The 26,987-nt window shown below is 48.4% G+C and carries 24 protein-coding genes, 8 tRNA genes and 1 rRNA gene (1 of these 33 only partly in view); all 33 read left to right on the forward strand.

The features are described from left to right. A 23S ribosomal RNA gene (locus MKY35_RS00770) occupies positions 1 to 2,037 on the forward strand (it extends 913 nt beyond the left edge of the window). Positions 2,038 to 2,167: 130 nt separating this feature from the next. Beyond that, positions 2,168 to 2,259: transfer RNA gene (locus MKY35_RS00775), tRNA-Ser, on the forward strand. 31 nt (positions 2,260 to 2,290) lie between these two features. Then, positions 2,291 to 2,367: transfer RNA gene (locus MKY35_RS00780), tRNA-Met, on the forward strand. 10 nt (positions 2,368 to 2,377) lie between these two features. Continuing rightward, positions 2,378 to 2,453: transfer RNA gene (locus MKY35_RS00785), tRNA-Val, on the forward strand. Positions 2,454 to 2,457: 4 nt separating this feature from the next. Next, positions 2,458 to 2,533, forward strand: a tRNA-Thr gene (locus tag MKY35_RS00790). Positions 2,534 to 2,556: 23 nt separating this feature from the next. Continuing rightward, a tRNA-Asp gene (locus MKY35_RS00795) sits at positions 2,557 to 2,633 on the forward strand. A gap of 78 nt (positions 2,634 to 2,711) precedes the next feature. Continuing rightward, a tRNA-Phe gene (locus MKY35_RS00800) sits at positions 2,712 to 2,784 on the forward strand. Positions 2,785 to 2,793: 9 nt separating this feature from the next. Further along, a tRNA-Tyr gene (locus tag MKY35_RS00805) sits at positions 2,794 to 2,879 on the forward strand. 7 nt (positions 2,880 to 2,886) lie between these two features. Then, positions 2,887 to 2,959, forward strand: a tRNA-Lys gene (locus tag MKY35_RS00810). Positions 2,960 to 3,119: 160 nt separating this feature from the next. Further along, on the forward strand, positions 3,120 to 4,262 hold the full coding sequence (locus MKY35_RS00815; protein ID WP_342445314.1) for a helix-turn-helix domain-containing protein: 1,143 nt from the start codon (positions 3,120 to 3,122) through the stop codon (positions 4,260 to 4,262). Between the two features lie 103 nt (positions 4,263 to 4,365). Then, positions 4,366 to 5,490 (forward strand): sn-glycerol-3-phosphate ABC transporter ATP-binding protein UgpC, encoded by a 1,125-nt coding sequence (gene ugpC, locus MKY35_RS00820; RefSeq protein WP_029519022.1) that lies wholly within the window; start codon positions 4,366 to 4,368, stop codon positions 5,488 to 5,490. A 338-nt stretch (positions 5,491 to 5,828) separates the two neighbouring features. Continuing rightward, the gene (hprK, locus tag MKY35_RS00825; RefSeq protein WP_029519020.1) at positions 5,829 to 6,767 is read left to right on the forward strand and encodes an HPr(Ser) kinase/phosphatase; all 939 of its coding nucleotides are present in this window, start codon (positions 5,829 to 5,831) and stop codon (positions 6,765 to 6,767) included. Between the two features lie 43 nt (positions 6,768 to 6,810). Then, on the forward strand, positions 6,811 to 7,872 hold the full coding sequence (lgt, locus tag MKY35_RS00830; protein WP_342445315.1) for a prolipoprotein diacylglyceryl transferase: 1,062 nt from the start codon (positions 6,811 to 6,813) through the stop codon (positions 7,870 to 7,872). Further along, positions 7,869 to 8,522: a pyrophosphatase PpaX gene (gene ppaX / locus MKY35_RS00835; RefSeq protein WP_061830201.1), complete on the forward strand. Its 654-nt coding sequence runs from the start codon at positions 7,869 to 7,871 to the stop codon at positions 8,520 to 8,522. Before lgt ends, ppaX begins: the two co-directional genes overlap by 4 nt. After that, entirely contained in the window at positions 8,519 to 9,013 is a 495-nt protein-coding gene (locus tag MKY35_RS00840; RefSeq protein ID WP_342445316.1) for an acyltransferase, read from the forward strand. Before ppaX ends, MKY35_RS00840 begins: the two co-directional genes overlap by 4 nt. Before the next feature lie 147 nt (positions 9,014 to 9,160). After that, positions 9,161 to 10,312 (forward strand): acyltransferase, encoded by a 1,152-nt coding sequence (locus MKY35_RS00845; protein WP_342445317.1) that lies wholly within the window; start codon positions 9,161 to 9,163, stop codon positions 10,310 to 10,312. 231 nt (positions 10,313 to 10,543) lie between these two features. Further along, positions 10,544 to 11,749 (forward strand): ATP phosphoribosyltransferase regulatory subunit, encoded by a 1,206-nt coding sequence (locus MKY35_RS00850; RefSeq protein WP_342445318.1) that lies wholly within the window; start codon positions 10,544 to 10,546, stop codon positions 11,747 to 11,749. Then, entirely contained in the window at positions 11,746 to 12,390 is a 645-nt protein-coding gene (hisG, locus tag MKY35_RS00855; RefSeq protein ID WP_061830205.1) for an ATP phosphoribosyltransferase, read from the forward strand. The genes MKY35_RS00850 and hisG overlap by 4 nt, the downstream gene beginning before the upstream one ends. Before the next feature lie 69 nt (positions 12,391 to 12,459). Further along, complete coding sequence (gene hisD / locus MKY35_RS00860) at positions 12,460 to 13,773, forward strand: histidinol dehydrogenase (RefSeq protein ID WP_342445319.1); 1,314 nt, start codon at positions 12,460 to 12,462, stop codon at positions 13,771 to 13,773. Then, the gene (gene hisB / locus MKY35_RS00865) at positions 13,757 to 14,365 is read left to right on the forward strand and encodes an imidazoleglycerol-phosphate dehydratase HisB (protein WP_061830248.1); all 609 of its coding nucleotides are present in this window, start codon (positions 13,757 to 13,759) and stop codon (positions 14,363 to 14,365) included. The genes hisD and hisB overlap by 17 nt, the downstream gene beginning before the upstream one ends. Before the next feature lie 3 nt (positions 14,366 to 14,368). Continuing rightward, complete coding sequence (gene hisH / locus MKY35_RS00870; RefSeq protein ID WP_342445320.1) at positions 14,369 to 14,998, forward strand: imidazole glycerol phosphate synthase subunit HisH; 630 nt, start codon at positions 14,369 to 14,371, stop codon at positions 14,996 to 14,998. A gap of 94 nt (positions 14,999 to 15,092) precedes the next feature. Next, entirely contained in the window at positions 15,093 to 15,824 is a 732-nt protein-coding gene (gene hisA, locus MKY35_RS00875) for a 1-(5-phosphoribosyl)-5-[(5-phosphoribosylamino)methylideneamino]imidazole-4-carboxamide isomerase (RefSeq protein ID WP_165149360.1), read from the forward strand. An 11-nt stretch (positions 15,825 to 15,835) separates the two neighbouring features. Next, on the forward strand, positions 15,836 to 16,594 hold the full coding sequence (gene hisF, locus MKY35_RS00880) for an imidazole glycerol phosphate synthase subunit HisF (protein ID WP_039274196.1): 759 nt from the start codon (positions 15,836 to 15,838) through the stop codon (positions 16,592 to 16,594). Beyond that, positions 16,591 to 17,331, forward strand: a complete 741-nt coding sequence (gene hisIE / locus MKY35_RS00885) for a bifunctional phosphoribosyl-AMP cyclohydrolase/phosphoribosyl-ATP diphosphatase HisIE (protein ID WP_342445321.1) — start codon at positions 16,591 to 16,593, stop codon at positions 17,329 to 17,331. Before hisF ends, hisIE begins: the two co-directional genes overlap by 4 nt. A 36-nt stretch (positions 17,332 to 17,367) precedes the next feature. Next, positions 17,368 to 18,192 carry a histidinol-phosphatase HisJ gene (gene hisJ / locus MKY35_RS00890; protein WP_342445322.1) on the forward strand — a complete coding sequence of 275 codons (825 nt, stop codon included), beginning with the start codon at positions 17,368 to 17,370 and terminating at the stop codon, positions 18,190 to 18,192. Between the two features lie 235 nt (positions 18,193 to 18,427). Continuing rightward, a complete protein-coding gene (locus tag MKY35_RS00895; RefSeq protein WP_342445323.1) occupies positions 18,428 to 20,197 on the forward strand; it encodes a tetratricopeptide repeat protein in 1,770 nt (589 codons plus the stop codon). 39 nt (positions 20,198 to 20,236) lie between these two features. After that, entirely contained in the window at positions 20,237 to 21,190 is a 954-nt protein-coding gene (gene trxB / locus MKY35_RS00900) for a thioredoxin-disulfide reductase (RefSeq protein ID WP_029518998.1), read from the forward strand. Between the two features lie 291 nt (positions 21,191 to 21,481). Continuing rightward, the gene (locus MKY35_RS00905; protein ID WP_039274188.1) at positions 21,482 to 22,432 is read left to right on the forward strand and encodes an ROK family glucokinase; all 951 of its coding nucleotides are present in this window, start codon (positions 21,482 to 21,484) and stop codon (positions 22,430 to 22,432) included. A gap of 65 nt (positions 22,433 to 22,497) precedes the next feature. Further along, the gene (rapZ, locus tag MKY35_RS00910; RefSeq protein ID WP_013308254.1) at positions 22,498 to 23,397 is read left to right on the forward strand and encodes an RNase adapter RapZ; all 900 of its coding nucleotides are present in this window, start codon (positions 22,498 to 22,500) and stop codon (positions 23,395 to 23,397) included. A gap of 12 nt (positions 23,398 to 23,409) precedes the next feature. Next, the gene (locus MKY35_RS00915) at positions 23,410 to 24,396 is read left to right on the forward strand and encodes a YvcK family protein (RefSeq protein WP_023986485.1); all 987 of its coding nucleotides are present in this window, start codon (positions 23,410 to 23,412) and stop codon (positions 24,394 to 24,396) included. 5 nt (positions 24,397 to 24,401) lie between these two features. Continuing rightward, a complete protein-coding gene (gene whiA / locus MKY35_RS00920) occupies positions 24,402 to 25,346 on the forward strand; it encodes a DNA-binding protein WhiA (RefSeq protein ID WP_029518996.1) in 945 nt (314 codons plus the stop codon). Between the two features lie 136 nt (positions 25,347 to 25,482). Beyond that, on the forward strand, positions 25,483 to 25,752 hold the full coding sequence (locus MKY35_RS00925) for an HPr family phosphocarrier protein (protein ID WP_013308257.1): 270 nt from the start codon (positions 25,483 to 25,485) through the stop codon (positions 25,750 to 25,752). Positions 25,753 to 26,024: 272 nt separating this feature from the next. Then, a complete protein-coding gene (locus MKY35_RS00930; protein ID WP_342445324.1) occupies positions 26,025 to 26,786 on the forward strand; it encodes an SIMPL domain-containing protein in 762 nt (253 codons plus the stop codon). Positions 26,787 to 26,987: the final 201 nt, after the last annotated feature.

Below are 26,987 nucleotides of genomic sequence, written 5' to 3' on the forward strand. Positions count from 1 at the left end.
AAAGAAGAATCGTGGAGGTAGAGCACTGATTGGGTGCGGGGCCCGCAAGGGTTACCAAGCTCAGTCAAACTCCGAATGCCATAGATTTAGTTCCGGGAGTCAGACAGTGAGTGCTAAGATCCATTGTCGAAAGGGAAACAGCCCAGACCATCAGCTAAGGTCCCCAAGTGTGTGTTAAGTGGGAAAGGATGTGGAGTTGCACAGACAACCAGGATGTTGGCTTAGAAGCAGCCACCATTGAAAGAGTGCGTAATAGCTCACTGGTCGAGTGACTCTGCGCCGAAAATGTAACGGGGCTAAACACACCACCGAAGCTATGGCTTGATGCTTGCATCAGGGGTAGGGGAGCGTTGAATGCGGGTTGAAGGTGTACCGTAAGGAGCGCTGGACTGCATTCAAGTGAGAATGCCGGTATGAGTAACGAAAAGATCTGTGAGAATCAGATCCGCCGAAAGCCTAAGGGTTCCTGAGGAAGGTTCGTCCGCTCAGGGTAAGTCGGGACCTAAGGCGAGGCCGATAGGCGTAGTCGAAGGACAACAGGTCGAAATTCCTGTACCACCGTAATCCGTTATGAGCGATGGGGTGACGCAGTAGGGTAGTGACGCGGACTGATGGATGTCCGTCTAAGCAGTGAGGCTGGTGTGTAGGCAAATCCGCACATCGTTAAGGCTGGGCTGTGATGGGGAGCGAAAATTGTAGTAGCGAAGGTCATGATCTCAGACTGCCAAGAAAAGCCTCTAGCCAGGAGAAGGTGCCCGTACCGCAAACCGACACAGGTAGGCGAGAAGAGAATTCTAAGGCGCGCGGAAGAACTCTCGTTAAGGAACTCGGCAAAATGACCCCGTAACTTCGGGAGAAGGGGTGCCTCGGTAGGGTGAATAGCCCGAGGGGGCCGCAGTGAAAAGGCCCAAGCGACTGTTTAGCAAAAACACAGGTCTGTGCGAAGCCGCAAGGCGAAGTATACGGGCTGACGCCTGCCCGGTGCTGGAAGGTTAAGGGGAGTGGTAAGCCCTTCGGGGCGAAGCTATGAACCGAAGCCCCAGTAAACGGCGGCCGTAACTATAACGGTCCTAAGGTAGCGAAATTCCTTGTCAGGTAAATTCTGACCCGCACGAATGGCGTAACGACTTGGGCGCTGTCTCAACGAGAGATCCGGTGAAATTTTAATACCTGTGAAGATGCAGGTTACCCGCGACAAGACGGAAAGACCCCATGGAGCTTTACTGCAGCTTGATATTGAATTTGGGTACGATCTGTACAGGATAGGTGGGAGCCGTAGAACTTTGAGCGCCAGCTTGAAGGGAGGCATCCTTGGGATACCACCCTGATCGTATCTAGGTTCTAACTTGGTACCGTGAACCGGTGCGAGGACAGTGTCAGGTGGGCAGTTTGACTGGGGCGGTCGCCTCCTAAAGAGTAACGGAGGCGCCCCAAGGTTCCCTCAGAATGGTTGGAAATCATTCGAAGAGTGCAAAGGCAGAAGGGAGCTTGACTGCGAGACCTACAAGTCGAGCAGGGACGAAAGTCGGGCTTAGTGATCCGGTGGTACCGCATGGAAGGGCCATCGCTCAACGGATAAAAGCTACCCTGGGGATAACAGGCTTATCTCCCCCAAGAGTCCACATCGACGGGGAGGTTTGGCACCTCGATGTCGGCTCATCGCATCCTGGGGCTGAAGTAGGTCCCAAGGGTTGGGCTGTTCGCCCATTAAAGCGGTACGCGAGCTGGGTTCAGAACGTCGTGAGACAGTTCGGTCCCTATCTGTCGTGGGCGTAGGAAATTTGAGAGGAGCTGTCCTTAGTACGAGAGGACCGGGATGGACGTACCGCTGGTGTACCAGTTGTTCCGCCAGGAGCACCGCTGGGTAGCTATGTACGGAAGGGATAAGCGCTGAAAGCATCTAAGCGTGAAGCCCCCCTCAAGATGAGATTTCCCAGTAAGTAAGACCCCTTGAAGACGACGAGGTAGATAGGTTGGGGGTGGAAGTGCAGTAATGCATGGAGCTGACCAATACTAATCGGTCGAGGGCTTATCCTAAAGATAAAACGCAATTGAGTTTCGGATCCAGTTTTCAGGGTGTAACCTTGAAATTGCGCTTGATATTCCAAATCACTTTGTTGAGATACAGAATAACTTGCGGAGTTTTGCTAAGTGAGTCCATTTATATGGAGAGATACCCAAGTGGCTATAAGGGGACCCTCTGCTAAGGGGTTAGACTGCGAAAGTGGTGCGAGGGTTCGAATCCCTCTCTCTCCGCCATTTAGGACAAGCAAGCGAAATATTATGTTATGGCGGTGTAGCTCAGCTGGCTAGAGCGTACGGTTCATACCCGTGAGGTCGGGGGTTCGATCCCCTCCGCCGCTACCATACATACCCAGGAGGCTTAGCTCAGCTGGGAGAGCATCTGCCTTACAAGCAGAGGGTCGGGGGTTCGATCCCCTCAGCCTCCACCATTGTGCCGGTGTAGCTCAACTGGTAGAGCAACTGACTTGTAATCAGTAGGTTGGGGGTTCAAGTCCTCTCGCCGGCACCATTTTTGAATTTTGAAAAATCCAGGGAACTGTGGTGTAGAGGCCTAACATGCCTGCCTGTCACGCAGGAGATCGCGGGTTCGAATCCCGTCAGTTCCGCCATTTTTCAATTCAATAGTTTTACCGTACTAAAGTGGGAAGGGGTATCCCTCCGCACTTTATTTTTTTGTTAATGGATATGGCTCGGTAGCTCAGTCGGTAGAGCAGAGGACTGAAAATCCTCGTGTCGGCGGTTCGATTCCGTCCCGAGCCACCTTTATATGGAGGATTAGCGAAGTGGCCAAACGCATCAGACTGTAAATCTGCTCCCTTACGGGTTCGGTGGTTCGAATCCATCATCCTCCACCAGTTTTACGAGCCATTAGCTCAGTTGGTAGAGCACCTGACTTTTAATCAGGGTGTCGAAGGTTCGAGTCCTTCATGGCTCATCAGAAGTCATCAACTATAGGTTGATGGCTTTTTTTGTATTGTTTTAAGTTATGTTTTTATATAGCTTTTTTATTTTACGGTATCGACAGGTTATAATGAGTTCATTATGTTCGCTTAGTGCTTATTCTATATTCTAAAAAAAAGTGAAGTGGTGATCGCGTGACTCTGGATACAGAATGGATTCAGCAACAGCTTCAGAATATTATTCAAGCGCCTTTTACCATAGTGCCTTGGTGCCCGGAAATGATGGCAGAGGGAGAGACAGCCGATTCAGTTATTCCGGATAGATCGTTTGTCCGTGACAACAAGTTATATTTTCCATTTCGTGCGTCGGCAGGTGAACTGGCTGCATTTGTGGTAGAGGCCAGATATTTGACGGATCGAGAACGGAAACTGGTAGAAGCGCTATTGGGGAACATGGAGCAGGTCTGGCAGAACGGTCCACAATTGTCGGATAACCCGGTTTATAGCGAGGAAGAGCGCATGAATCGTTATGGACAATGGCTTATACAGCAGGCTGCCAATCTAAACAAGGAAGAAGAGGTTCCAGATGAATTGCAGCTTCGTGATTCGCTATCAGCGTGTATGGTTCCGATTTTACTGAATGGCGAGGGAACACAGGAGGGGGCTATTACTTATACCCAGCTCCATCGATTGTTCGCGAGCTATTTTGGAGGGGATGTGCTGCTTACTCCATTGGACGAACAGTCTTGGCTGATTATGGCTAAAAAGGAGCTTTTATTAGGAGCGGACGATGAACGGGATAAAGACACTGAGTCCAGGGATGCAGATTTTACGGAATCGTTGGAGGAGGTTCTCACGGCTTTTAGCTTGGGTCTATATGAGCTTATTGCGAATGAGTGGGTGGGTGTATTCCATTTGGCGGTTTCTAAGCCTTCAATCCCTTTGCAAAGTCTTCCCCAAGAGCTGAATTTGTTATGGGAGACCATACAATTGGGCAAGATTTTTCATGTAACAGAGCACATCCACTTTTCATGGGAGCTTCATTTGGAAAGGCTGTTAAACCGCATTTCCAAGGAACAACGCGTATTATTTTTAGAGCAGGTAATGAAGTCATCTGTCATACTGGAAGACTCAGAAACGATGGCCACATTAGACATCTTTTTTCAACTGGATTGTAATGTGAGTGAGACAGCTAAGCGTCTATATGTGCATCGAAATACGTTAATTTACCGTTTGGACAAGATCAAACAGGAGACTGGATTGGACGTGAGGACGTTCAATGATGCGGTTTTAGTCAAGCTCTATCTTCTATTGTACAAAGTGACAAAAAGGAAATAGCATTTTTGTGCAGTTTGCGAATAGCCATGCTACGGGGACTAGGGTAAGATACAAGTAAGAAATGTATTCGATTTCATAACTTGATCTTAGGGAGGCAAAAGCTATGGCTGGTGTACGTTTAGAGCATATTTTTAAAAAATATCCGGGTGCAGATAAAGCTACGGTTGTTGATGTCAATTTGGACATTCAAGATAAAGAGTTTCTCGTATTGGTTGGTCCTTCCGGTTGTGGTAAATCTACTACGCTCCGTATGATCGCTGGTCTGGAGGAAATTTCAGACGGTAAATTGTACATTGGAGATCGTGTTGTGAACGACGTGGCTCCAAAGGACCGCGATATCGCGATGGTATTCCAATCCTATGCCTTGTATCCGCATATGAATGTATATCAAAACATGGCTTTTGGTCTGAAACTCCGTAAGGTGAAGAAAGAAGAAATTGACAAACGTGTACGTGAAGCGGCTAAAATCCTTGATATTGAGCATCTGCTGGATCGCAAGCCGAAAGCGTTATCAGGTGGTCAACGCCAGCGTGTTGCCTTGGGACGTGCGATTGTGCGTGACCCGCAAGTGTTCTTGATGGATGAGCCACTGTCCAACTTGGATGCCAAGTTGCGTGGTCAGATGCGTGCGGAAATCACGAAGCTGGCTAAGCGTCTGGAAACGACTGTTATCTACGTAACCCATGACCAGGTCGAAGCCATGACGATGGGTGACCGGATTGTAGTTATGAAGGATGGTATTATCCAACAAGCTGCATCCCCAGATGAACTGTACAACCGTCCAGTGAATCTGTTCGTAGCTGGTTTTATCGGCTCTCCTACGATGAACTTTATCACAGGTAAGCTGGTTGAAAAAGAAGGTGCATTGCATTTTGCTGCGCCGGGTCTGGATCTGTTTGTACCAGAAGGTAAAGGACAGATTTTAAAAGCGAAGGGCTATATCGGGAAAGAAGTGATCTTGGGTATCCGTCCTGAGGATATTCATGAAGAGCCTGTATTCTTGGAGGCTTCTCCGAATACGATCTTTACATCCACTGTGGATGTAACGGAAAACCTCGGTCATGAAATGCTGTTGTACCTGAGCGGTGCTGGAAATGATACGATTATTGCCCGTGTAGACGGACGCTCCAATACTCGTGATGGTGTCAAAGCGAAGTTGGCTGTTGATATGAACAAGGTTCATATTTTTGATAAGGAATCGGAATTGAGTGTTCTGGTTGGCGAATAAAATTTGCCTCTGGAAGAGAGTCGCAGTTTTCCCCGAGCGGAGAACTGCGACTCTTTTTATATATCGCATACGGCTACTAGCTTCGGCATTGCATTCATTGGAAAATTCCGATACGATGGGTACAATGGACAGGTCTAGATGTAGGTTCGTTGGCAGGAGCCCTAGATGGGATCAACCCAGCTGGCGGAATGGAGCTAGCCTGGAACCATAGTGTTAAATCAAGTGGAGTGTGAATTGGCGCAGGATAGACTGGCGTTGGGTTGTATGGTTAATAGGGTAAAGCTACATAAATCAAGTGACGTATAGAATCTGGTTTTGCAGATGAAGGGGAGAATACAATGGCTAAACAGGTAAAGGTATCCGAGCTTGTACAGCAGTTCCAAATGGAAGTTATTTCCGGTGAAAAAGGTCTGCGAAGACTGATCACAGTGGACGATTTGAATCGTCCAGGTCTGGAGATGGCCGGGTATTTTGAATATCATACACAAGAGCGGGTACAGCTTCTGGGAAGGTCTGAGTTGGCTTTTCTGGGGATGCTTCCTCCTGAGGAACGCCGGGATCGGATGGAGCGTCTGTGTACAGAGCTGACTCCATGCATTATCGTCACACGTGGTCTGGAGGTACCGGCTGAGTTAGTGGAGGCGAGCGCAGAGCGAGATATTCCTGTACTGCGCACTAATATGGCGACGACGATTTTATCAAGCCGCATCACAGGCTTTCTCGAAAGAAAGCTGGCTCCTACAGCGACTATTCATGGTGTACTGTGTGACGTGTATGGCGTGGGAATGCTTATCACAGGAAGTAGTGGAATTGGTAAAAGTGAAACGGCACTGGAACTGGTTAAACGTGGACATCGCTTGGTAGCAGATGACGCGGTAGAAATTCGGCAAACGTCCGATTTTCAGCTGCATGGTACAGCACCTGAGCTGATCCGTCACCTGTTGGAAATTCGTGGCGTGGGCATTATTAATGTGATGACGCTGTTTGGGGCCGGTGCAGTTCGTAATAACAAACGGATTACATTGGTTGTTCGTCTGGAGGCATGGCAGCAGGACAAGCAGTATGACCGTCTTGGTCTTGATGAGGAAACGACACGCATTATTGATACAGATGTTCCACTGGTTACGATTCCAGTTCGTCCGGGCCGAAACTTGGCTGTTATTATCGAGGTGGCGGCGATGAACTATCGTTTGAAACAAATGGGTGTTAATGCAGCCCTGCAATTTACAAACAAGCTGACTGCTACAATTTCCGAAGATATGGAAGAGATGGATTAAGGTTTGTTCGTTTGCAAGGAAGAACGAGGAGTGAGAGAAACATATGTCAACGGCAACATTACTGCTGAATCCGATCGCTTTTTCAATCGGGGCAATCAAGGTCCACTGGTATGGGCTTATTTTGGGGCTGGCGGCGCTTGTGGGTTTATATCTTGCCATCCGTGAAGGAAAAAGATTCGGTATTCCGCAGGACTTTTTTATGGATATGCTGCTTCTGGGTGTTCCCTCAGCTATTATTGGAGCGCGTATTTATTATGTAGCCTTCAAATGGGAAGACTACCGAGATAATCTATGGGATGTTTTTAAAATTTGGAATGGCGGTATTGCGATATACGGTGCCTTGATCGGGGCCATTATATGTGCGGTCATTTATTTCCGGTATAAAGGGTATAACTTCTGGCGTATCGCTGATATTTGTGCACCAGGCCTACTGATCGGTCAAGCGATTGGACGCTGGGGTAATTTTGTCAATCAGGAAGCCTACGGTGGACCGACGGAAGAGACATTCTTGCGAAATCAGCTCCATCTGCCGGATTTCATTGTGAATCAGATGAACGTTAACGGGGTGTTCCATCACCCTACATTTTTATATGAATCACTGTGGAGTATTGTAGGTGTGATTTTGCTGCTCGCCATTCGTCGTATGAAATTTGTGCGTGCAGGCGAAATGTTTGCATTTTACTTCATTTGGTACTCAATCGGCCGTTTCTTCATCGAGCGTGTACGGACGGACAGTTTGGCTTTTCAGGGACCGGATTGGCTGGCTTCCTTTGTGAATGCTTTGTGGTCTCCTATGGTATGGCTAGGATTTGAACCAGGGCATCTGGACCCGAGTTACGGTAATGTACGGATCTCGCAATTGCTGCCTATCTTTATTGTTGTAGCTGCCGTGATTTTCATCTTGGTTCGTCGCCGGAAAGGTACATCTGTTGCTCGTTATAGCGATCCGATTATCTCCAGCAAAGCGGGGATTGATCAGGATCAGGTACCTGACGTGATGCCAGAGCAGGTATCCCGTCCAGGACAGGACGCGGTTCCTCCAACAGCTACGGCGGATAAGCTACCTAAGGAAGACACGGACGAGGACAAGAAGGAGCATCTATGATAAATACGATTTTGTTTGATTTAGACGGCACCATCATGGATACGAATGAGCTGATCATCAGCACATTTCTACACATTTTGAATCATCCGGATGCTGATCCGCTGACGCGGGAGCATATTATTCCTCATATGGGTGGAACGCTGGACGATCAACTCCGTACTTTTTCGGGATTAACGGATGTATCTGGGTTGGTTAAGGACTACCGTGCTTATAATCAGATTCATCATGATCAAATGGTGAAGCCATTTCCATATGTCATTGAGGTTATTCAGGAGTTGCGTGCGAGAGGAATTAAGCTAGGGGTTGTGACAACCAAAATACGACCATCCACGATACGTGTACTTAATCTGTTCAATCTGACTTCCTCAATGGACTATATTGTGACGGTGGACGATGTAGAGCATCCTAAGCCACATGCTGAGCCAGTCCTTAAGGCCTTAGCAGGCTTGAATGCTGAAGCAAAGCATACATTGATGGTCGGAGACAGTTCTTTTGATATTTTGTCAGCTCAGGCAGCAGGTGTGAAATCGGCTGGTGTAGCTTGGTCGCTCAAGGGCGAGGAAACTCTGCGCGGATATGGGCCTGACTACATGTTGCATGATATGCGGGATTTGCTGAAGCTGGAGCTTCAAGGTGTCAATGTATCGTGAGAAGGGTGAACCGCTATCCTGTAGAAGGTCCCAATGCGTTGTGGCAGATTTATCGGACGGTGAGCCGCTGGAAAGGCATTAAGAACTTTATTTTTATACAGATTGCCCGGTATTGTCCTGTGCTTTCTCTGAAAAACGTCATTTACCGCAGAGTGCTGGGGATGAAGGTGGGGCAACATGCGGCCTTCGGCCTGATGGTGATGGTGGATGTTTTTTTTCCGGAGCATATTACGATAGGGAACAATTCAGTCATTGGATATAACACAACGATACTGGCTCACGAATACCTCATACAAGAGTATCGTATCGGTAAAGTGGTGATTGGTGATCATGTGCTGATCGGCGCCAACACAACCATTTTGCCGGGTGTCACCATCGGTGACGGAGCTATCGTAGCAGCCGGAGCGGTCGTGCATAGAGACGTGCCCGCAGGTGCATTTGTGGGTGGCAATCCGTTGCGTGATTTAAGACGCTCTGGTGTGGATGAGTAGGAAATAGCACAATAAGGAAGACCCCTTATGTATTAAGGGGTCTTCCTTATTGTTGTTTTTCTGTATAATAAGTGGGGTAATGCATGTTAATTATGTTTAAAAATTGATAACAGACATATTTGCAAAGCGATATGGGAGCGTGTTGATTTGGTCAAAAAAGAACGTATACCAGAGCTTGATGTTTACCGGGGAATATTAATTGCAGCCGTTGTTACCATTCATGCGACTTCAATGGCTTTAATTGATGCGCGTCATTCTTTAGTGTTTTATCCTTTTTTATTTTTAAATATGTTTAGTAGCTTTGCGGTGCCAGTATTTATTTTTGTGAGCGGGTTTGTTTTATTTTACAATTATGTCGATAGGCCGCTTCGTGGTAAGAATATGCTTATATTCTTCCGAAAAAGACTGATGTTTATTGTGTTACCGTACGTTTTGTTTTCTCTTGTGTATTATTTGACCTTGGTAACACGCGGGTTAATGCCGCTCAGTGATCTTCCGCTCGTGCTGTTAACGGGAAAGGCGTACACGCATTTGTATTATATCATCATCATCATCCAATTTTATTTGGTTTTCCCGCTGTTGTTGTGGGGAGTGCAGCGTCTATGTCATTGGATATCGAGTCCACGAAGAGCAGCCTGTGTCATTTTGACAGTAGGGTTAATCATGCAATGGGGGTTTGTATTGCTGAACAAATACGTTTGGCAAGAGGAAAGAGGAAGTCTTGCGATTACGTATATCAGTTATTTTGCCTTGGGCGCAGCTGTAGCGATTGGATATGAAGGGTTTAAAAAGTGGCTTTTTCCGGTGTCAGGTACAGTAATTAGACGCGGACAGTTGATCAGTTGGTGGAGCTTGTGGGTGGCTTGGCTACTCCTGGGTATAGCATATGTACAAATATGGTTTGTAGCATATCGCGAAGCCATCTATGCAGACTCGCTGATCTATGAACTGCTCCATAATGCATATGCCCTCGTCTCTGCGTTGGTGCTGTTTCAGTTCTCGGTTTTATTATATCGTCATGCTAACGATAGGCTGCGAATGTTAATCAGCTGGCTGGGCTCATGCTCATTCGGCATTTATTTACTTCACCCGGCGTTATTGAGAGTATATCGCAAGCTGGATTTGCATGGAACGCCAGTAGAATATATCTTCTCTGTTGCGGGTGGATGGTTGTTGGCGTTGTTTGGCTCATGGTTGATTGTGACGTTGTGTTTTCGATATGTACCATTTGCATGGATCGGTTTGGGCACGGTTCCGAAGTTTCCTTCCCGGAGTAAAGATGAACAAATAAATAGCTAAATATTTTGATTGATTGGACTGTTGGCTTAAGGCTGGCAGTCTTTTTTTTAGGATTCGTGTATTTTGCATTGGATAAAATATAGAAAGGGGCAGCGGCTTGGCGAATCTGTAAAAAAGGGCTGCTCCGTTCGGTTGACGTTCACAAGTAGAGCATGATAATATATCGAATATACTTTAGTTTGTTAGCACTTTACCATGATAAAGATATTGTGAAATCATGAGGTGATAGAGATGTCTAAGCCAAAAGGATTCGAGATCCCTGTAGGGGTTCGAGATTATCTTCCACGTGCAGTGTCGAAGCTGCGGGCCATCGAACTGAATGTACTCGAATGCATGGAGCGCTGGGGTTACCGCCAGATTATGACGCCTACGATGGAATACTACGATACGGTGGGAGTGGCTAGTTCTACTTCCGATCGAAAGCTGTTTAAATTACTCAATAACCGGGGAACCACGTTGGTGCTGCGATCGGATATGACCGCTCCCATTGCGCGGGTGGTATCTTCGCTGCTAAAGGAAGAGGAAGTACCACTCCGACTTTCCTACCACGCAAATGTATTTCGGGCGATTGAGGAAGAGGCAGGAAGAGAAGCGGAGTTTTTTCAGACAGGTGTGGAGCTGGTAGGTGATGATTCGCCTGAGGCTGATGCAGAGGTTGTAGCATTGGCAATTGCATCATTACAGGCGGCAGGGGTTGCCTCTTTTAAAATTGCCATGGGGCATGTAGGATTCCTGAACGGTTTATTTGAGGAAATCATTCCAGGCCGTCAAGCTGAACAGCAAGCGCTAAAGGAACTGTTGCTCAGTCGTGATGTGGTGGGCTACCGAACAGCGATTGAAGCTTTGGGCTTGGCTCCTGAACATCGGGATAAGCTGGAAGCTATTCTGCGGTTGCGCGGTGGAAAAGAAATTTGTGACCAGGCTACCCGTCTTAGTGTGGAGCAGCAGACGATTCGATCCATTGCACATTTGTGCGAGGTGTGGGAAGTACTGGAGGCTTACGGCGTATCTGAGCATGTGTTAATCGACCTTACCATGATCGGGGATTTTTCATATTATACAGGAATGACTTTTGAGGGCTATGCGGCGGAGATTGGGTTCCCGGTATGTAACGGAGGTCGCTATGACAATCTGCTTCAGCAGTTTGGTCGATCCGTACCTGCAACGGGATTTGCACTGAAGACAAACCGGATCGTCGATGGTGTGGATGGTATCCAAATGGAAACGAAGCTTCCTGTACTTATCCGTTATGACGAACAGGGACGCCAAGAGGCGTTATCCGCAGCCGCACAGCTACGCGCAACAGGTCTTACTGTGGTGACAGGACTCACGGGCGGACCGGAAGACCGACGTCGTGAGCAGCAGGGCCTGTATGCAGAGGTATACAGCTATACAGCTGAAGGAAGACAGCCAGTACAAAGGGGGGAATTGCCATGACGGAAACATTGAAGGTAGCCATGCCAAAGGGACGGATCTATAAGCAGGCTTCTGAGCTATTTCGCCGAGCAGGGGTTCCCATTCCGCTGGATGTGGACGAGACGCGCAAGCTGGTCATCCCACTGCCCGAGCTGGGCATGGAATTTATCATGGCGAAGCCCGTTGATGTTCCTACGTATGTGGAGTACGGGGCGGCGGACATTGGCATTGTGGGCAAGGATGTTTTGCTGGAAGAAAACAAGGATGTGTATGAACTGCTGGATCTGGGGATCGCCCGTTGTCGGATGTCGGTGATTGCTTTACCAGATTGGCAGCCAGGTATTCGTCAGCGGGTCGCTACAAAATATCCGAATGTAGCTTCCCAGTATTTTCGGGAGCAAGGCCAGCAGGTGGAGGTTATTAAGCTGAATGGCTCCATTGAGCTGGCGCCGTTAATTGGTCTGGCAGACCGCATTGTTGATATGGTGGAAACGGGGCAGACCTTGCGGGAGAATGGATTGGTCGAGCAGATCAGCATACTGGATATTACCAGTCGCCTGATTGCGAATCGGGTCAGCTACCGGATGAAAAACAGCTCGATTCAGGCTTTGTGTGATCGATTGCATCAGGTGATTCCCAATGCGGTGGCACCCCGGGAGTAAATGGACTAAAGGAATAAGCCAAGGGTTAAAGGAGCATTCTGCAAGCTGCAAGTAAGGGGGAATGGACAAATGAAGATTGTATCAGCCCGTGATTTCAGTCTCCAACGGGAGGTGGATTACGGCACACCTGAGCAAAATGAGGCTGTGCGTACCATTATTCAGTCGGTACGCCAAGAGGGGGATGAGGCTGTCCTGCGGTATACGCAATCGTTTGATGGTGTATCGCTGATCGCAGAGCAGCTTCGTGTGACGGAGGAAGAATTGAAGGCGGCATATGACAAGGTAGAGCCTTCTTTTTCACAGGCGATTCGAGAGGCGGCGGATAATATCCGTGCTTTTCACATGAAGCAAAAACGTAATTCGTGGATGGATTTACAGCCGGATGGTAGCTTGCTCGGCCAAATTATCCGACCGTTGAAACGTGTAGGCGTGTATGTTCCGGGCGGTAAAGCGGCCTATCCATCCTCTGTGCTGATGAATGTCATTCCCGCTCAGGTGGCTGGTGTACCTGAGATTGTCATGGTGACACCCCCGGCGACAGGCGGCAAGGCAGGGATAGATCCATATACACTGGTAGCTGCGGCAGAGGCTGGTGTAACGGAAATATATAGGGTTGGCGGAGCGCAAGCGATTGCTTCCCTCGCTTACGGAACACATAGCATTGAACCAGTCGATAAAATTTGCGGTCCCGGCAACATTTACGTAGCGCTGGCGAAGCGCGAGGTGTACGGCGCGGTGGATATCGACAGTATAGCTGGACCAAGTGAAATTGTCGTGTTGGCTGACGACACGGCGAATGCCTCATATGTAGCGGCTGACCTGCTTTCACAGGCGGAACATGACGAGATGGCCTCAGCCATACTGGTTACGCCCTCGCAACGCTTGGCCGAAGAAGTATCAGCTGAAGTACAGCGCCAATTGGCAGAGCTACCGCGTAGAGATATTGCTGCTGCATCGGTGGAGGCATACGGGGCTATCATTGTCGTCGACACTTTGGAAGAGGGCATCCATATTGTAAACCGACTGGCACCAGAACATTTGGAAATTATGACAGAGCAGCCGATGGAGCATGTAGGTCTGATCGAAAACGCGGGGGCTATTTTCCTGGGAGCGTACAGCTCGGAGCCGGTAGGCGATTATTTTGCCGGACCTAACCATATTATCCCGACAAATGGAACGGCGCGGTTTTCTTCGCCAGTGGATATTGATGATTTTATCAAGAAGTCGAGTATGATCTATTACAGCAAGGAAGCGCTGCTGCGCAATGGAGAGACGATTATGCAGCTTGCCCGCCATGAAGGACTGGAAGGTCACGCACGGGCGATACAAGTTCGATTGGACAACGAAAAGAAGGCGGTGGATGGCGATGGGGAACGAAAATAACGTAACAGAACGTACAGGCAGCGTCAGCCGAAAGACGAATGAAACGGATATTCAGCTATCTTTTGCAGTAGACGGCACAGGGCAAGCTGAGATTGAAACGGATGTTCCTTTTCTGAATCACATGCTGGATTTGTTCACCAAGCACGGACACTTTGACCTGAATGTACAGGCCAGAGGGGATGTTGATATCGACGATCATCATACCGTAGAGGATATTGGTATTTGTCTGGGACAGACCTTGCTGGAAGCATTGGGTGATAAAAAAGGAATTAAGCGCTATGCCAGCGTCTTTGTACCAATGGATGAGGCGCTCGCACAGGTTGTCATTGATCTGAGTAACCGACCTCATTTTGAGTATCGTGCGGAGTATCCATCACAGCAGGTAGGGAGCTTTTCGACAGAGCTGGTGCATGAATTTCTGTGGAAATTTGCGTTGGAGGCTCGCATGACGCTACACGTCATCGTTCACTACGGGCAAAATACCCACCATATGATTGAGGCGGTGTTCAAAGCGCTGGGACGTGCACTGGATGAAGCGACATCCATTGATCCACGGGTGACGGGAGTGCCTTCAACGAAGGGAGTGCTGTAGCCTATGTCCATTGCCATTGTGGATTACGGCAGAGGCAATCTGCATAGTGTGAGCAAGGCAGTTGAGCGTCTTGGCTATGAGGCTGTAGTAACGGGAGATGCCCAAGTGATTCGTTCCTCCAGCGGTGTGATTTTGCCGGGTGTAGGGGCATTCGGGGATGCTATGGAGCATTTACGTTCCAGCGGATTGGATCGGGTGATTCAGGAGGTTGCAAGCGCTGGACAACCACTGCTCGGTGTTTGTCTAGGAATGCAACTGTTGTTCACTCGTGGTGAAGAATACGGCAGTCACGAAGGGCTTAATATTTTACCAGGCGAGGTTGTTCGGTTTGCTCCTGATCTGGGGGTTAAAGTGCCGCATATGGGCTGGAATCGTCTGCGTATGACTCAGCCGAACCACCCGTTGTTACAGGGCTTGGAGGAAGGACATGTGTATTTTGTACATTCCTATCATACGAAGCCGGAGGCCGAAAGTGACCTACTGGCGGTGACTGACTACGGTGGGCCCGTAACGGCTATCGTGGGCAGAGGCCATGTATATGGCATGCAGTTCCACCCGGAGAAAAGCGGGGAAATGGGGATGCGGTTGCTTCGACAGTTTTTGGAACTGGCGGAAGCGGAAAAGCGAGCGTAACGATTCGTGTGTCTGCAGTTGATGGTACGCCAACATGGTCGTTGATGGATGTAAAGGCATATAGATGTTGAATAGCTCACAAGGGGGTCATACTTTGTTCACGATATACCCGGCGATTGATATTCGCGATGGCAAATGTGTACGACTGGTACAAGGAGATTATAGCCAGGAGACGATATACAACGAAAACCCGGTGGAGGTTGCCCAAGAATGGGAGCGTATGGGCGGCTCCTACATTCACTTGGTTGATTTGGACGGTGCTAAAGCAGGTCAACCGGTGAACGATGAGCTCATTGGGCGCATCGCTTCTGCGGTGCAAGTGCCTGTACAAGTGGGTGGCGGCTTGCGTACACGTGAACATGTGGAGCGGCTGTTGTCGCTGGGCGTGAGCCGTGTGATCTTGGGTACGGCAGCGATTGAGGATCGTGCTTTTACGGAAGCGGTATTGGGTACCTACGGTGATCGGATCGCCATTGGTCTGGATGCACGGAATGGCTATGTGGCCACGCGCGGATGGCTTGAAACCTCGGAGGTTCGAGCGGATGAATTGGCTGCTGAGTTGGCCTCCAAGGGAGCGGAAACGTTCATTTTTACAGACATTTCCCGCGACGGAATGATGCAAGGCCCGAATGTGGAGGCGATCGTAGCGCTTGCGAAAAGCAGTGGACGAACCGTGATCGCTTCCGGCGGTGTCAGCAAGATGGACGATCTGATCACGCTGAGCACCTATGCGAAAGAGGGTGTAGGCGGTGCTATTGTGGGTAAGGCATTGTATACAGGCAGCATTGATTTACAGGTTGCCGTACAAGCTGTAGCAAAGGCATAGGGGGAGTAGGCATGCTGGCTAAACGTATTATTCCCTGCTTGGATGTAAAGGATGGCAGGGTGGTTAAGGGCGTTAATTTTGTGAACTTACGCGATGCAGGCGATCCGGTGGAATTGGCGGCGCTTTATGACCGGGAAGGGGCAGATGAAATCGTATTTCTGGATATTTCTGCTTCAGTTGAAGGGCGTGCCACCATGGAAGAAGTAGTTCGTCAGACAGCCGGAGAGATAGCCATTCCTTTCACCGTAGGTGGCGGGATATCTCATGTCGATGATATGAAACGCATTTTGCGTGCCGGGGCTGATAAAATCGGCGTAAATACGGCGGCTGTCCGTAATCCTCAGCTGATTGCGGAGGGGGCGCGCAGCTTTGGCTCACAATGTATCGTTGTTGCCATTGATGCCAAGTACAACGAGGCGTGGGGCGAGTGGGAAGTATATACCCACGGAGGCCGCACGCCATCTGGTATTCGCGCCTTGGCCTGGGCCAAGGAAGCTGAACAGTTGGGAGCCGGTGAGATTCTGCTGACCAGCATGAATGCGGACGGAACCAAGGACGGCTTTGACCTGCCGCTGACTTCTGCGGTATCGGATACTGTCGGGATTCCAGTTATCGCTTCTGGCGGAGCAGGCAAACAGGAGCATTTCTATGACGTGTTTACGGCGGGCAGAGCGGATGCTGGATTAGCAGCAACGATTTTTCACTATAAAGAAATAGGAATCCCTGACCTAAAACGGGATTTGAAGCGCAGAGGAGTGGAGATACGATGAGCAACGAATTGAACCAACAACTATCTCTGGAACAGATACTGGATAATGTCCGCTGGAATGAGGCGGGTCTTGTCTCGGCGATTGTGCAGGATGATGCCACCCTTCAGGTGCTTACGCTGGCCTACATGAACCGCGAGTCGCTGAAACTGTCTTTGGAGTCGGGAGAGACCTGGTTCTGGTCTCGTTCCAGACAGGAGCTGTGGCACAAGGGGGCTACTTCAGGGAATACGCAAAAAATCACTTCCATCCAGTTGGATTGTGACGGTGATGCTCTGTTGGTACGTGTCATTCCGAACGGTCCTGCCTGTCATACAGGAGCAACGAGCTGCTTTTTCCGTGATATTTCCGTGCCAGGAACAGCTGTAGCACCTGTTGCAGGAAATGCAGGAGACCACACGCTGGTAAATCAAACCGATGATATTTCCAGTACTTCAGCAGACCGCTTTGAGGTACTTGCCCAGCTGGAGGCGATTATTAAGGAGCGCGAGGAGACACGACCTGAAGGAGCCTATACGACCTATCTTTTTGATAAAGGTGTAGACAAAATCTTGAAAAAGGTTGGCGAGGAAGCATCCGAGACGATCATTGCCGCCAAAAATAAAGATAATGACGAACTGCGCCTGGAGGTCAGCGATTTGATTTATCACCTGCTGGTGCTGTTGCAGGAGCGCAAGCTACCGCTTGATCACGTACTGGCTGAGCTGAATCGCCGTCATGAACGACCTCGTCGTGATTAGTACGATTTGTTGTAGTGTTGGAAGGGGGAGGGTCGCATGAAAATTGACTATCATACGCATCACGCCCGCTGCGGGCATGCTATAGGGAGTCTGGAAGAGTATGTACAGCAGGGAATTCGGCTCGGGCTGGATCAGCTCGGCTTGTCCGATCACATGCCACTACTGCATGTAAAACCGGCTGACTATTACCCGGAAATGGCGATGCCTATGGAGGAGCTGCCCCGATACGTGGAAGAATGTTTGGAACTGAAGGAACGTTTTAAAGGGCAAATTGATATTCGCGTTGGCTTGGAAGGCGACTACATTGAGGGCTGGGAACGAGAAATCGAAGACATCATCACCGCGTATCCCTGGGATTATGTGATTGGTTCCGTCCATTTTCTCGGTGAATGGGATGTCACGGACTTCCGTCAGGTACACCATTGGGAAGGCAAAAATGTGCTTGAGGTGTACCGCACGTATTATAATGCGGTTTCCAGGGCAGCAGCTACCGGTTTGTATGACATCATGGGGCATTTGGATGTCATCAAGCGCTTTGGCTATCATCCGAAGCCGGAGGAAATGGAGGAGCTGCGTGAACTGGAGCGCTCCGCACTCTCAGCCGTTGCCCGCAGCGGTCGGGCGATGGAACTGAATGCATCAGGGCTTTCGAAGCCCTGTGCCGAGATGTTCCCGAGTCGCCGTATGCTGGAAGAAGCTTTTTCGCTAGGCATCCCGCTGACCGTAGGATCGGATGCTCATGATCCGGCGAAGCTGTCCGAGCACTTGGAGAAGGCACGCGCGCTTCTATATGAAGTCGGCTATCGCGAGCTTGCCGTATTTCAGCATCGCGAGCGCTCGCCGGTGCCGCTGACGCTTTAATTATTACGTTTATTGGGTCTAAGTATCATATCCAGTGGCTAGCCGAACGCTCCCTATTTATACAGGGAAAAGCGCTCGGCTATTTAGCGTATTCTTGTATATATATCTATTGTATACGAGCATATATCCGTTTTTTGGAATGAGGTAGGATCGACTGTCAAGTCGTTTTGAAGTTGTGGTATACTGAAGGGTATGAACATGTCAGTTACTTTTAAAGGAGGTGCCTTGGTTATTTATGAAAGGGAAACATCTGCGAGTATCGGAACCTAGCCCTAAGATTATTGCTTTGCGTTTCGACGCATCTTTCTTTTTTGAGAAAGCTGTGCGCTCGCTTGATCGCAATCATTATGACAAGGCATTGAAATATTTTCGCAAAGCCGTTGAATATGAACCGGATAATCCGGTGAATCATTGCAATATGGCGGGTATATTATCAGAGATGGGGGATTATGCAGGTTCGAATGAGATCCTGTCCTCTGTTCTGAGTGACGTAGACTCGTCGATGACAGAGTGTTATTTCTATATGGCGAATAATTACGCTAATATGGAGCAGTTTGAAGAAGCGGAGAAAGCATTGGTCACGTACCTGGAGGAGGACGAAGAAGGCCAGTTTCTTGATGAAGCGGAGGAAATGATGGAGCTGCTCTATTATGAGCTGGACCGTCCAACGAAGCTGAACCGCATTAAGGCCCGGCAGGGAGTAGTAGAGCATGATCAGGCTCGTGTCCTGCTGGAGGAGGGGAAATTTGCTCAGGCAGCCCAGTTGCTCAAGCAAATTTCAGAGGAACAACCGGATATGTTCGCTGCGCGAAATAATCTGGCGTTAGCGTATTACTACATGGGATTGTTCCAAAATGCTAAGGCTACCATTATTCAAGTGTTGGAGGATGAGCCGGGGAATTTACACGCATTGTGCAACTTGGCGATCTTTTATCAGCACGAGGGCGGCGGCCCGGAATTGGATCGTCTGGTGCAGACTTTGGCGGTCACTATACCGTTTCAGGAGGAGCAGGTATTCAAGCTTGCGACCACTATGGGCATTCTCGGACGCCATGAGGAGGCCTACAGACATTTCCGCAGGTTGCTTCATGGCGATGGAGAGAACAATGCAGACGCTTCTTTGTACCATTACACGGCGGTAGCTGCCAGCAATACGGGAAGATATGCGGAAGCACGGCGGTTGTGGAGTCATTTGCAAAAGCAGGATGCTTCCTCGGAAGTTCCGCGGTTTTTCCTGTCCCGACTGGAGGAACTCCAGCAGGAGGGTACACCGCTGCAAGTGCTCAGCTATCATTATCATCTCCCGTTTGAGGAGCAATTCCGCATGTGGGAGAAGTTTGGTGCTGACCAGGTGCCTGACAGCATGAAGAAGGACCCGCTAATCCGGTCATCCTTCTTCTGGGCCTTGCGCCACGGGGACCGGTCGACTCAGCTTCAGGTCATTCAGGCGTTAAGCTTGATCGGTGATGATGAGGTGCGTCAGGCACTGGAGTCCTTCGTAGAAGACCCGGACCAGGAGGATGAGCTAAAACGCCGTGCCTTGCAAGTATTGCAAGAGCTGGCGGAGCAGGGTGAGCAGACAATGTACCCGGAAACGGAACATTCTGATCAGTTGGAGGTTGAGAACGATCCTCATACAATTGAAGGCGATGTATCTGCCTCCCCGGTTGATCCACAATGGCAGGCAGTGCTGGATAAGGTACTGACCGTCATGAGCAAGCCATCCGATCCGGTCATGCAGCACGACTTGAGATCGCTGTGGCTGGAGTATTTGGATCGGCTTGCCCCGGAAGTTCCGATGGTTCAGCATACTGAGGGATGGGCAGCGGCGCTGGAATATTTGACTGCCAAAATGCATCATCATTCAGTCACCTATCAGGAAGTAGCCGATCGTTATGGTATTTCCGTATCGACCGTAAGCCGCTATGCACGCCAGATTGACAGCGTGTGTGGTATCAAACAGAAGCTGAAGCAGCCGCTCTCCACGTTTAAAAAGCAGGTCTGAGACCTGCTCCAAACATCACTTAAAGGAGGCAACAAACGTATGTATAAATCCATAATTATTGGTACAGGTCCTGCAGGCTACACAGCGGCTATTTATTTGGCACGTGCTAACATGAATCCGCTGATCATTGAAGGGATGCAGCCCGGTGGGCAGCTTACTACAACGACCGAAATTGAAAATTTTCCGGGTTTTGAGCAAGGTATCCTCGGGCCTGAACTGATGGATAATATGCGCAAGCAGGCTGAACGTTTTGGCGCTGAATTTACTTCCGGTTGGGTAGAGGAAGTGGATTTTAGCAAACGTCCTTTTAAAGTGAAGGTAGAGGGTAAAGGCATCATTGAGGCAGAGTCGGTCATTATTGCTACAGGTGCGTCCGCCAAATATCTCGGCATTCCGGGTGAGCAGGACAATGTAGGTCGCGGAGTCAGCACGTGCGCAACTTGCGATGGCTTCTTTTTCCGCGGGAAAAAGATTGTCGTGGTTGGCGGTGGCGATTCAGCCATGGAGGAAGCGAGCTTCTTGACCCGTTTTGCTTCCAGTGTAACCTTGGTCCATCGTCGCGATGAGTTGCGGGCATCCAAAATTATGCAAGATCGCGCTCGTGAGAATGAAAAAGTACATTGGGCATTAAACCGGACTCCTCTGGAAGTTGTGACGGGAGAATCTGGTTTAAAGGGTTTAAAGGTACACAATAATGAGACCAATCAGGATGAGCTGATTGAAGTTGATGGCGTGTTTGTAGCCATCGGGCATACACCGAACACAGGTTTCCTGAACGGACAAATCCATACCGATGAACACGGCTATATTGTAGTGAAGCCAGGCACAACGGAAACGAACATCCCCGGAGTTTTTGCCTGTGGGGACGTACAGGATAACCGTTACCGTCAAGCGATTACGGCTGCGGGAACGGGCTGTATGGCGGCTATGGACTGCGAGAAATATCTCGAAGGCAGTGCTGTTCACGACTGGAGCGAAACACTGGATCAATAAAAGCGTGTCTATAGTACACAAAAAGGCTAACGGGAGAGCGAAGGAACCTCTGTTATGCCGCATCTTTTGTTCAGGAAGAGAAAGCCTGCTGCGTTTGCACAGGCTTTCTCCTTTTTATGGGTGCATAAGGTTAAAAGTTCCTCTAATCGTACACTTTTCAACAAGGAAGTGTCCTTGACCGTAACGAGGGCTTCAATTATAGTTGGAACGTAGGATTACTATTATGAAGTAGGAATTATAAGCATATATTTCATACCAGGTTTTTAAGTAAACATAAAGGTGGCTTGGAACATGTCTGAAAGTATCTATGTGGGTGTCGATTTGGGCGGTACAGCGATTAAAGTAGGCATTTGTAATGAGAACGGACAGCTTTTGCACACATACGAGGGACCAACCGAAACCGATAAAGGTGTAGATGTTGTCATTGGTAATATCGAAAAATATGTGCGGCACATTGTTGAGGAATCTCCTTATGAGTGGGATCAACTCAAGGGTGTCGGTGCAGGCGTTGCAGGTTTTACGAATGTTCGTGATGGTATTATTGTCCTCGCTCCTAATATTGGCTTTCGTGACGTACCGATCCGTGCGCTCCTAGAGAACCGGATTGGCAAGCCTGTGAAAATAGACAATGATGCGAATGTTGCTGCGCTAGGTGAGGCTTGGGCTGGTGCAGGCAAAGGCATCGAAAACTGCGTATGCTATACCCTGGGAACAGGAGTAGGTGGCGGTATTATTATAAACGGTAGAATATACCAAGGTTCTTCAGGCATGGCCGGGGAAATTGGTCATATCAGCGTCGTACCTGATCTGGAGGCAATTCAGTGTGGATGCGGCAAAATGGGTTGCTTGGAAACTGTATCTTCTGCAACAGGCATCATTCGTATGGCCAAGGATGCTGTGGAACGTGGCGACCGGACCTCTCTGGCGCTGGAGGATCACATTGCCGCCAAGGAAGTATTTGATGCTGCTAAAGCCGGGGATGAAGTCGCACTGCGTATCGTGAACCGGGCTGCCTTTTATTTGGGGAAATCCATGGCAGCGGTTGCCGCTGTGCTTAATCCAGAGTTGTTTATTATAGGCGGCGGTGTTTCTAAAGCAGGCGACTTTTTGTTTGAAGAGATGCGTCGCGTATACGCCAAGCTGGCACCTGAACCGCTTCAAAAAGGTGTATATATCGTACCAGCGGTGTTAGGCAATGACGCGGGTGTCGTAGGGGCTGCAGGGTTGCTGCTACGCTCCTGACCACAGGTTACTGATAATACGGGTACTGGCATAGAGCGAAGAAGCAAAAGGAGAGGGAAGTCCATATGACAGATAACCTAAAAAATGCTGCGCCGTGGGCAACGCTCATTATTATTACGGGGATGTCAGGCGCAGGGAAGACCATTGCGGTTCAGAGCCTGGAAGACTTGGGCTTCTTCTGTGTTGATAATTTGCCCCCTGTACTGATCCCCAAATTTGCAGAGTTGATTGAGCAGTCTAATGGTAAAATAGGCAAGGTTGCACTCGTCATTGATTTACGCGGACGAGAATTTTTCACTGCCTTGTCGGAATCGTTGAATTATATTAAAGATCATTTTACGATTCATTGTGAAATTTTATTCTTAAATGCGAATGATGGCGTTCTCGTACAGCGGTATAAGGAAAGTCGTAGACGTCATCCACTGGCTCCAGACGGCATGCCTTTGGATGGGATTCGGTTGGAGCGCAAGATGTTGGAAGAACTAAAAAGCTCGGCTACACAGGTTATTGACACAAGTGTGATGAAGCCTGCAACTTTAAAGGCAAGGATTATTTCACGATTTTCTCATCTGGAGAGCAGTATGCTTTCCGTGAACATTACTTCTTTTGGCTTCAAGTATGGTATTCCCATTGATGCCGATCTTATATTCGATGTGCGCTTCCTGCCTAATCCCCACTATGTGGACCAACTACGTCCCCACACTGGACAGGATAGCGATGTATATGATTATGTCATGAAATGGCCCGAGACTCAGGCATTCTTGACCAAGTTGCTGGATATGTTACACTTTTTGATTCCGCAATATCGCAAAGAAGGCAAAAGCCAGGTCATTATCGGCATTGGCTGTACTGGCGGTAAACATCGTTCTGTTGCAATATCGGAGTATTTAGGAAAAATGCTGGGTGCCAGCGAGACAGAATCTGTTTCTGTTTCGCATCGGGATGCTGATCGGGACCGGCATTAATGAGGTGAAATCATGAAAGAGACCGGATCACAACGGGAGCGCCCACGTATAGTTGTTATGGGCGGCGGAACCGGCTTGTCCGTCATGCTGCGGGGCTTAAAGCAAAAGCCGCTAGATATTACGGCTATTGTTACAGTCGCTGACGATGGCGGAAGTTCCGGGATTTTGCGTAGTGAGCTGCAGATGCCCCCTCCAGGGGATATTCGCAATGTGCTGACTGCCTTGGCTGACGTGGAACCAGTGATGTCAGATATGCTGAAATACCGTTTCGGTGCGGGATCAGGATTGTCAGGCCATAGTCTGGGCAATCTGATTTTAGCAGCGATGACCGATATATCGGGGGATTTTGTAACGGCGGTGCGTGAGCTTAGCCGTGTATTTGCTGTCCGGGGACGTGTGCTGCCAGCAGCCGAGGAAGGCGTTGTGCTAAGCGCCGAAATGGAGGATGGCACGGTGATTACCGGAGAGTCCAAGATCCCAGAAGCGGGCGGACGAATAAAACGCGTCTTTCTTGAACCGACTCACGTGGAGCCGTTGCCTGAGGCTGTAGAGGCCATTAATGAAGCTGATGCGATTTTGATTGGCCCCGGCAGTCTATATACCAGCATATTACCGAATTTGCTTGTACCTAAACTCGCTGAAGCTGTAGTGAAATCAGACGCTATCAAAATATTTGTCTGTAACGTTATGACCCAGCCTGGTGAAACCGATGGCTATACAGTAGGAGACCATCTGCAAGCTATTTTTGAGCATGTAGGGCATCATCTCTTCGACTATGTCATTGTAAATAACGGAGAAATTCCACCCCAAGTACAGGAAATGTATGCCGAGCAGGGAGCCAAGCCAGTTCAAGTAGACATGGGCGAGCTGACCGACCGGGGATATAAAGTGGTGGCAGATACATTAGTTCTGTTCCGCACGTATTTACGGCATGATGCAGACAAATTGAGCCAGCATATTTACCAATTGGTACAAAACTGGATATTAAGAAGGAGGTGAGTCCCTTGTCCTTTGCGGCACAAACGAAAAAAGAGCTTACGATGATTGAAAGCCAGTCCTGCTGTGAGAAAGCGGAACTATCTGCGCTCATACGTATGCTCGGATCCGTACAACTGTCGAATAAAAGGGTGATATTGGACGTGTCCACAGAAAATGCCGCGATTGCAAGGCGGATTTACTCCTTGATCAAGAAGCATTTTCAACTTCATATCGAACTGCTTGTACGGAAAAAAATGCGCTTGAAAAAAAATAATGTGTACATTGTCCGTATTCCTAATGATGTGCAACAACTGCTAAAGGATCTTTATATCGTCTCAGAAGGTTTCTTGTTCACTGACGGGATTAATCGGGATATTGTTCGGAAAAACTGTTGTAAGAGAGCTTATTTACGGGGCGCCTTTATGGCAGGTGGCTCTGTCAACAATCCTGAAGGATCATCTTACCACCTTGAGATTTCTTCGATGTATGAGGAGCATTGTCAGGCACTCGTTGATCTTGCGAATGAGTTTCATCTAAATGCTCGCTGTATTGAGCGAAAAAAGGGTTTTATTCTCTACATCAAGGAAGGCGAGAAGATCATTGAGCTGCTTAGCATCATTGGGGCGCATCAAGCCTTGTTCAAATTTGAAGATGTACGCATTATGCGCGATATGCGCAATTCCGTGAATCGTATTGTCAATTGTGAAACGGCTAATTTGAACAAGACAATCGGAGCTGCTGTCCGGCAAATTGAGAATATTAAGTTGCTGGAGAGAGAAGTTGGCTTGGAGACCTTGCCGGATAAACTGCGTGAAGTGGCAGAAGTTCGGCTCGCTCATCCCGATTTGAATTTGAAAGAAGTCGGGGAAATGCTCAAAGGGGTTGTGAGTAAATCGGGTGTAAATCATCGGCTTCGCAAAATTGATGAGATGGCTGACAAAATCAGGGGCGAAAATGGCCTGATTCCGTAAAAAGAATGTCGGTGGGGCTTTTAGCCCCGGTTTTTTTAGTTTTTTTTCTAGTGTCTGTCCCGGGTTAATGTTATAATGTGATAAATAAAATGGAGTAAGTAGTGTCCAGATTTATTTGATGAGGGGGTAAGCTGACATGTCAAAACATCCGGTAGTCGTACGTTTGAAAACAGGACTGCACGCCAGACCTGCTGCGTTGTTCGTACAGGAAGCGAATAAATATTCATCTGAGATTTTTGTGGAAAAAGATGACAAAAAGGTTAATGCCAAGAGCATCATGGGTATTATGAGTCTTGCCATCAGCACAGGTACTGAAATCAATATTAGTGCTGAAGGTGCGGATGCCGAACAGGCTGTAAACGCTTTAGTAAGTCTGGTTAGTAAGGTAGAGCTGGAAAATCAATAAACAAAGAATTGCTTGTAATATAGTGTATGATCTTAGTGAAAAGCCCCTTTGGGGCTTTTTTTTATATCCAGAAAAAAATCCTTCGAACACTCCTCAGCTAACTGTTTATGTGTGGATTTATTGGATATAGAGGCCGTATTAAGTTCAAACTATAAATAATGAAAATCCTCGTGGTCATGCTCTGTTTCGGAAATTTGTACGCTTGGCTGCAACCTTTTTCCGTCTTTTCCGTCTGGAAGGTACAAACATTTACTAGAAAGAGGTTGAATTCAATGAGACTTTGGACAAAAACAGTAGCCACGGCAGTTCTCACAGGAGCATTAATGGCAGGGGGAGTAGCAGGAGGATTATGGACAGGGGCAGATCGTGCTTATGCTGCGTCAACAGCTTCGACGGTAAACGGTGTAATTAATGTGACTGGAAGCGGGGAAGTATTGGCAAAGCCCAATATTGCTTATCTCTCTATCGGTGTACAATCGGAAGGGAATACGGCAGCCGCTGCTCAAAAAGCCAATGCTACAAAATTGAACAAGGTTACACAACTGCTGAAAGAAAAGTGGAGCATCAGCGGAGATGACATTCAGACCAGCCAGTTTTATGTACAGCCTAACTACACCTATAACGAAAAAGAAGGGCAGAAGCTCAAAGGCTACACTGCCAACCATACACTTTCCGTTAAATACCGCGATTTGGATAAAATAGGTCAGTTGTTGGATGAGGCGACCAAGTCCGGAGCCAATAACGTAGATAATGTTCTTTTTTCCGTGGAAGATCCTTCGACTTATGAGGAAGAAGCCATTACTAAAGCATTGGGAAGCGCACAATCTAAAGCCAGTGCTGTAGCTAAAGCGGCCAAACGCGGATTAGGTGCTCTTGTGAATGTGACGGTAGATGGCGGAGAAGCACAAGTCTTTACACAACGTGAAAATGCCATGTCAAAATCGCTCATGGATTTAGCAGGTAGCGGGACAGACATACAATCGGGGCAAGTAACAGTGAAAGTTCAGGTGTCGGCTCAATACGAAATGAACTAATATAGATCATCAAACGAAGCCACAAGCGGCCTGCATCATGCGCAGGCTGGCTTGCTGGCTTTTTTTGTATACCGAAACCTTTTTGTAATGAGTCTGTCATAGCTAAGGGTTATTAGGTGTACAGATTGAAATCGGGGAGTGTACAGATTGTAAACTACATACAATGGGGTATAGATATAATAAGTAAAGTGATTATTTACA

Origin of the sequence: Paenibacillus sp. FSL L8-0638, from assembly GCF_038593075.1 — a bacterium.
Lineage (GTDB): Bacteria > Bacillota > Bacilli > Paenibacillales > Paenibacillaceae > Paenibacillus > Paenibacillus polymyxa_D.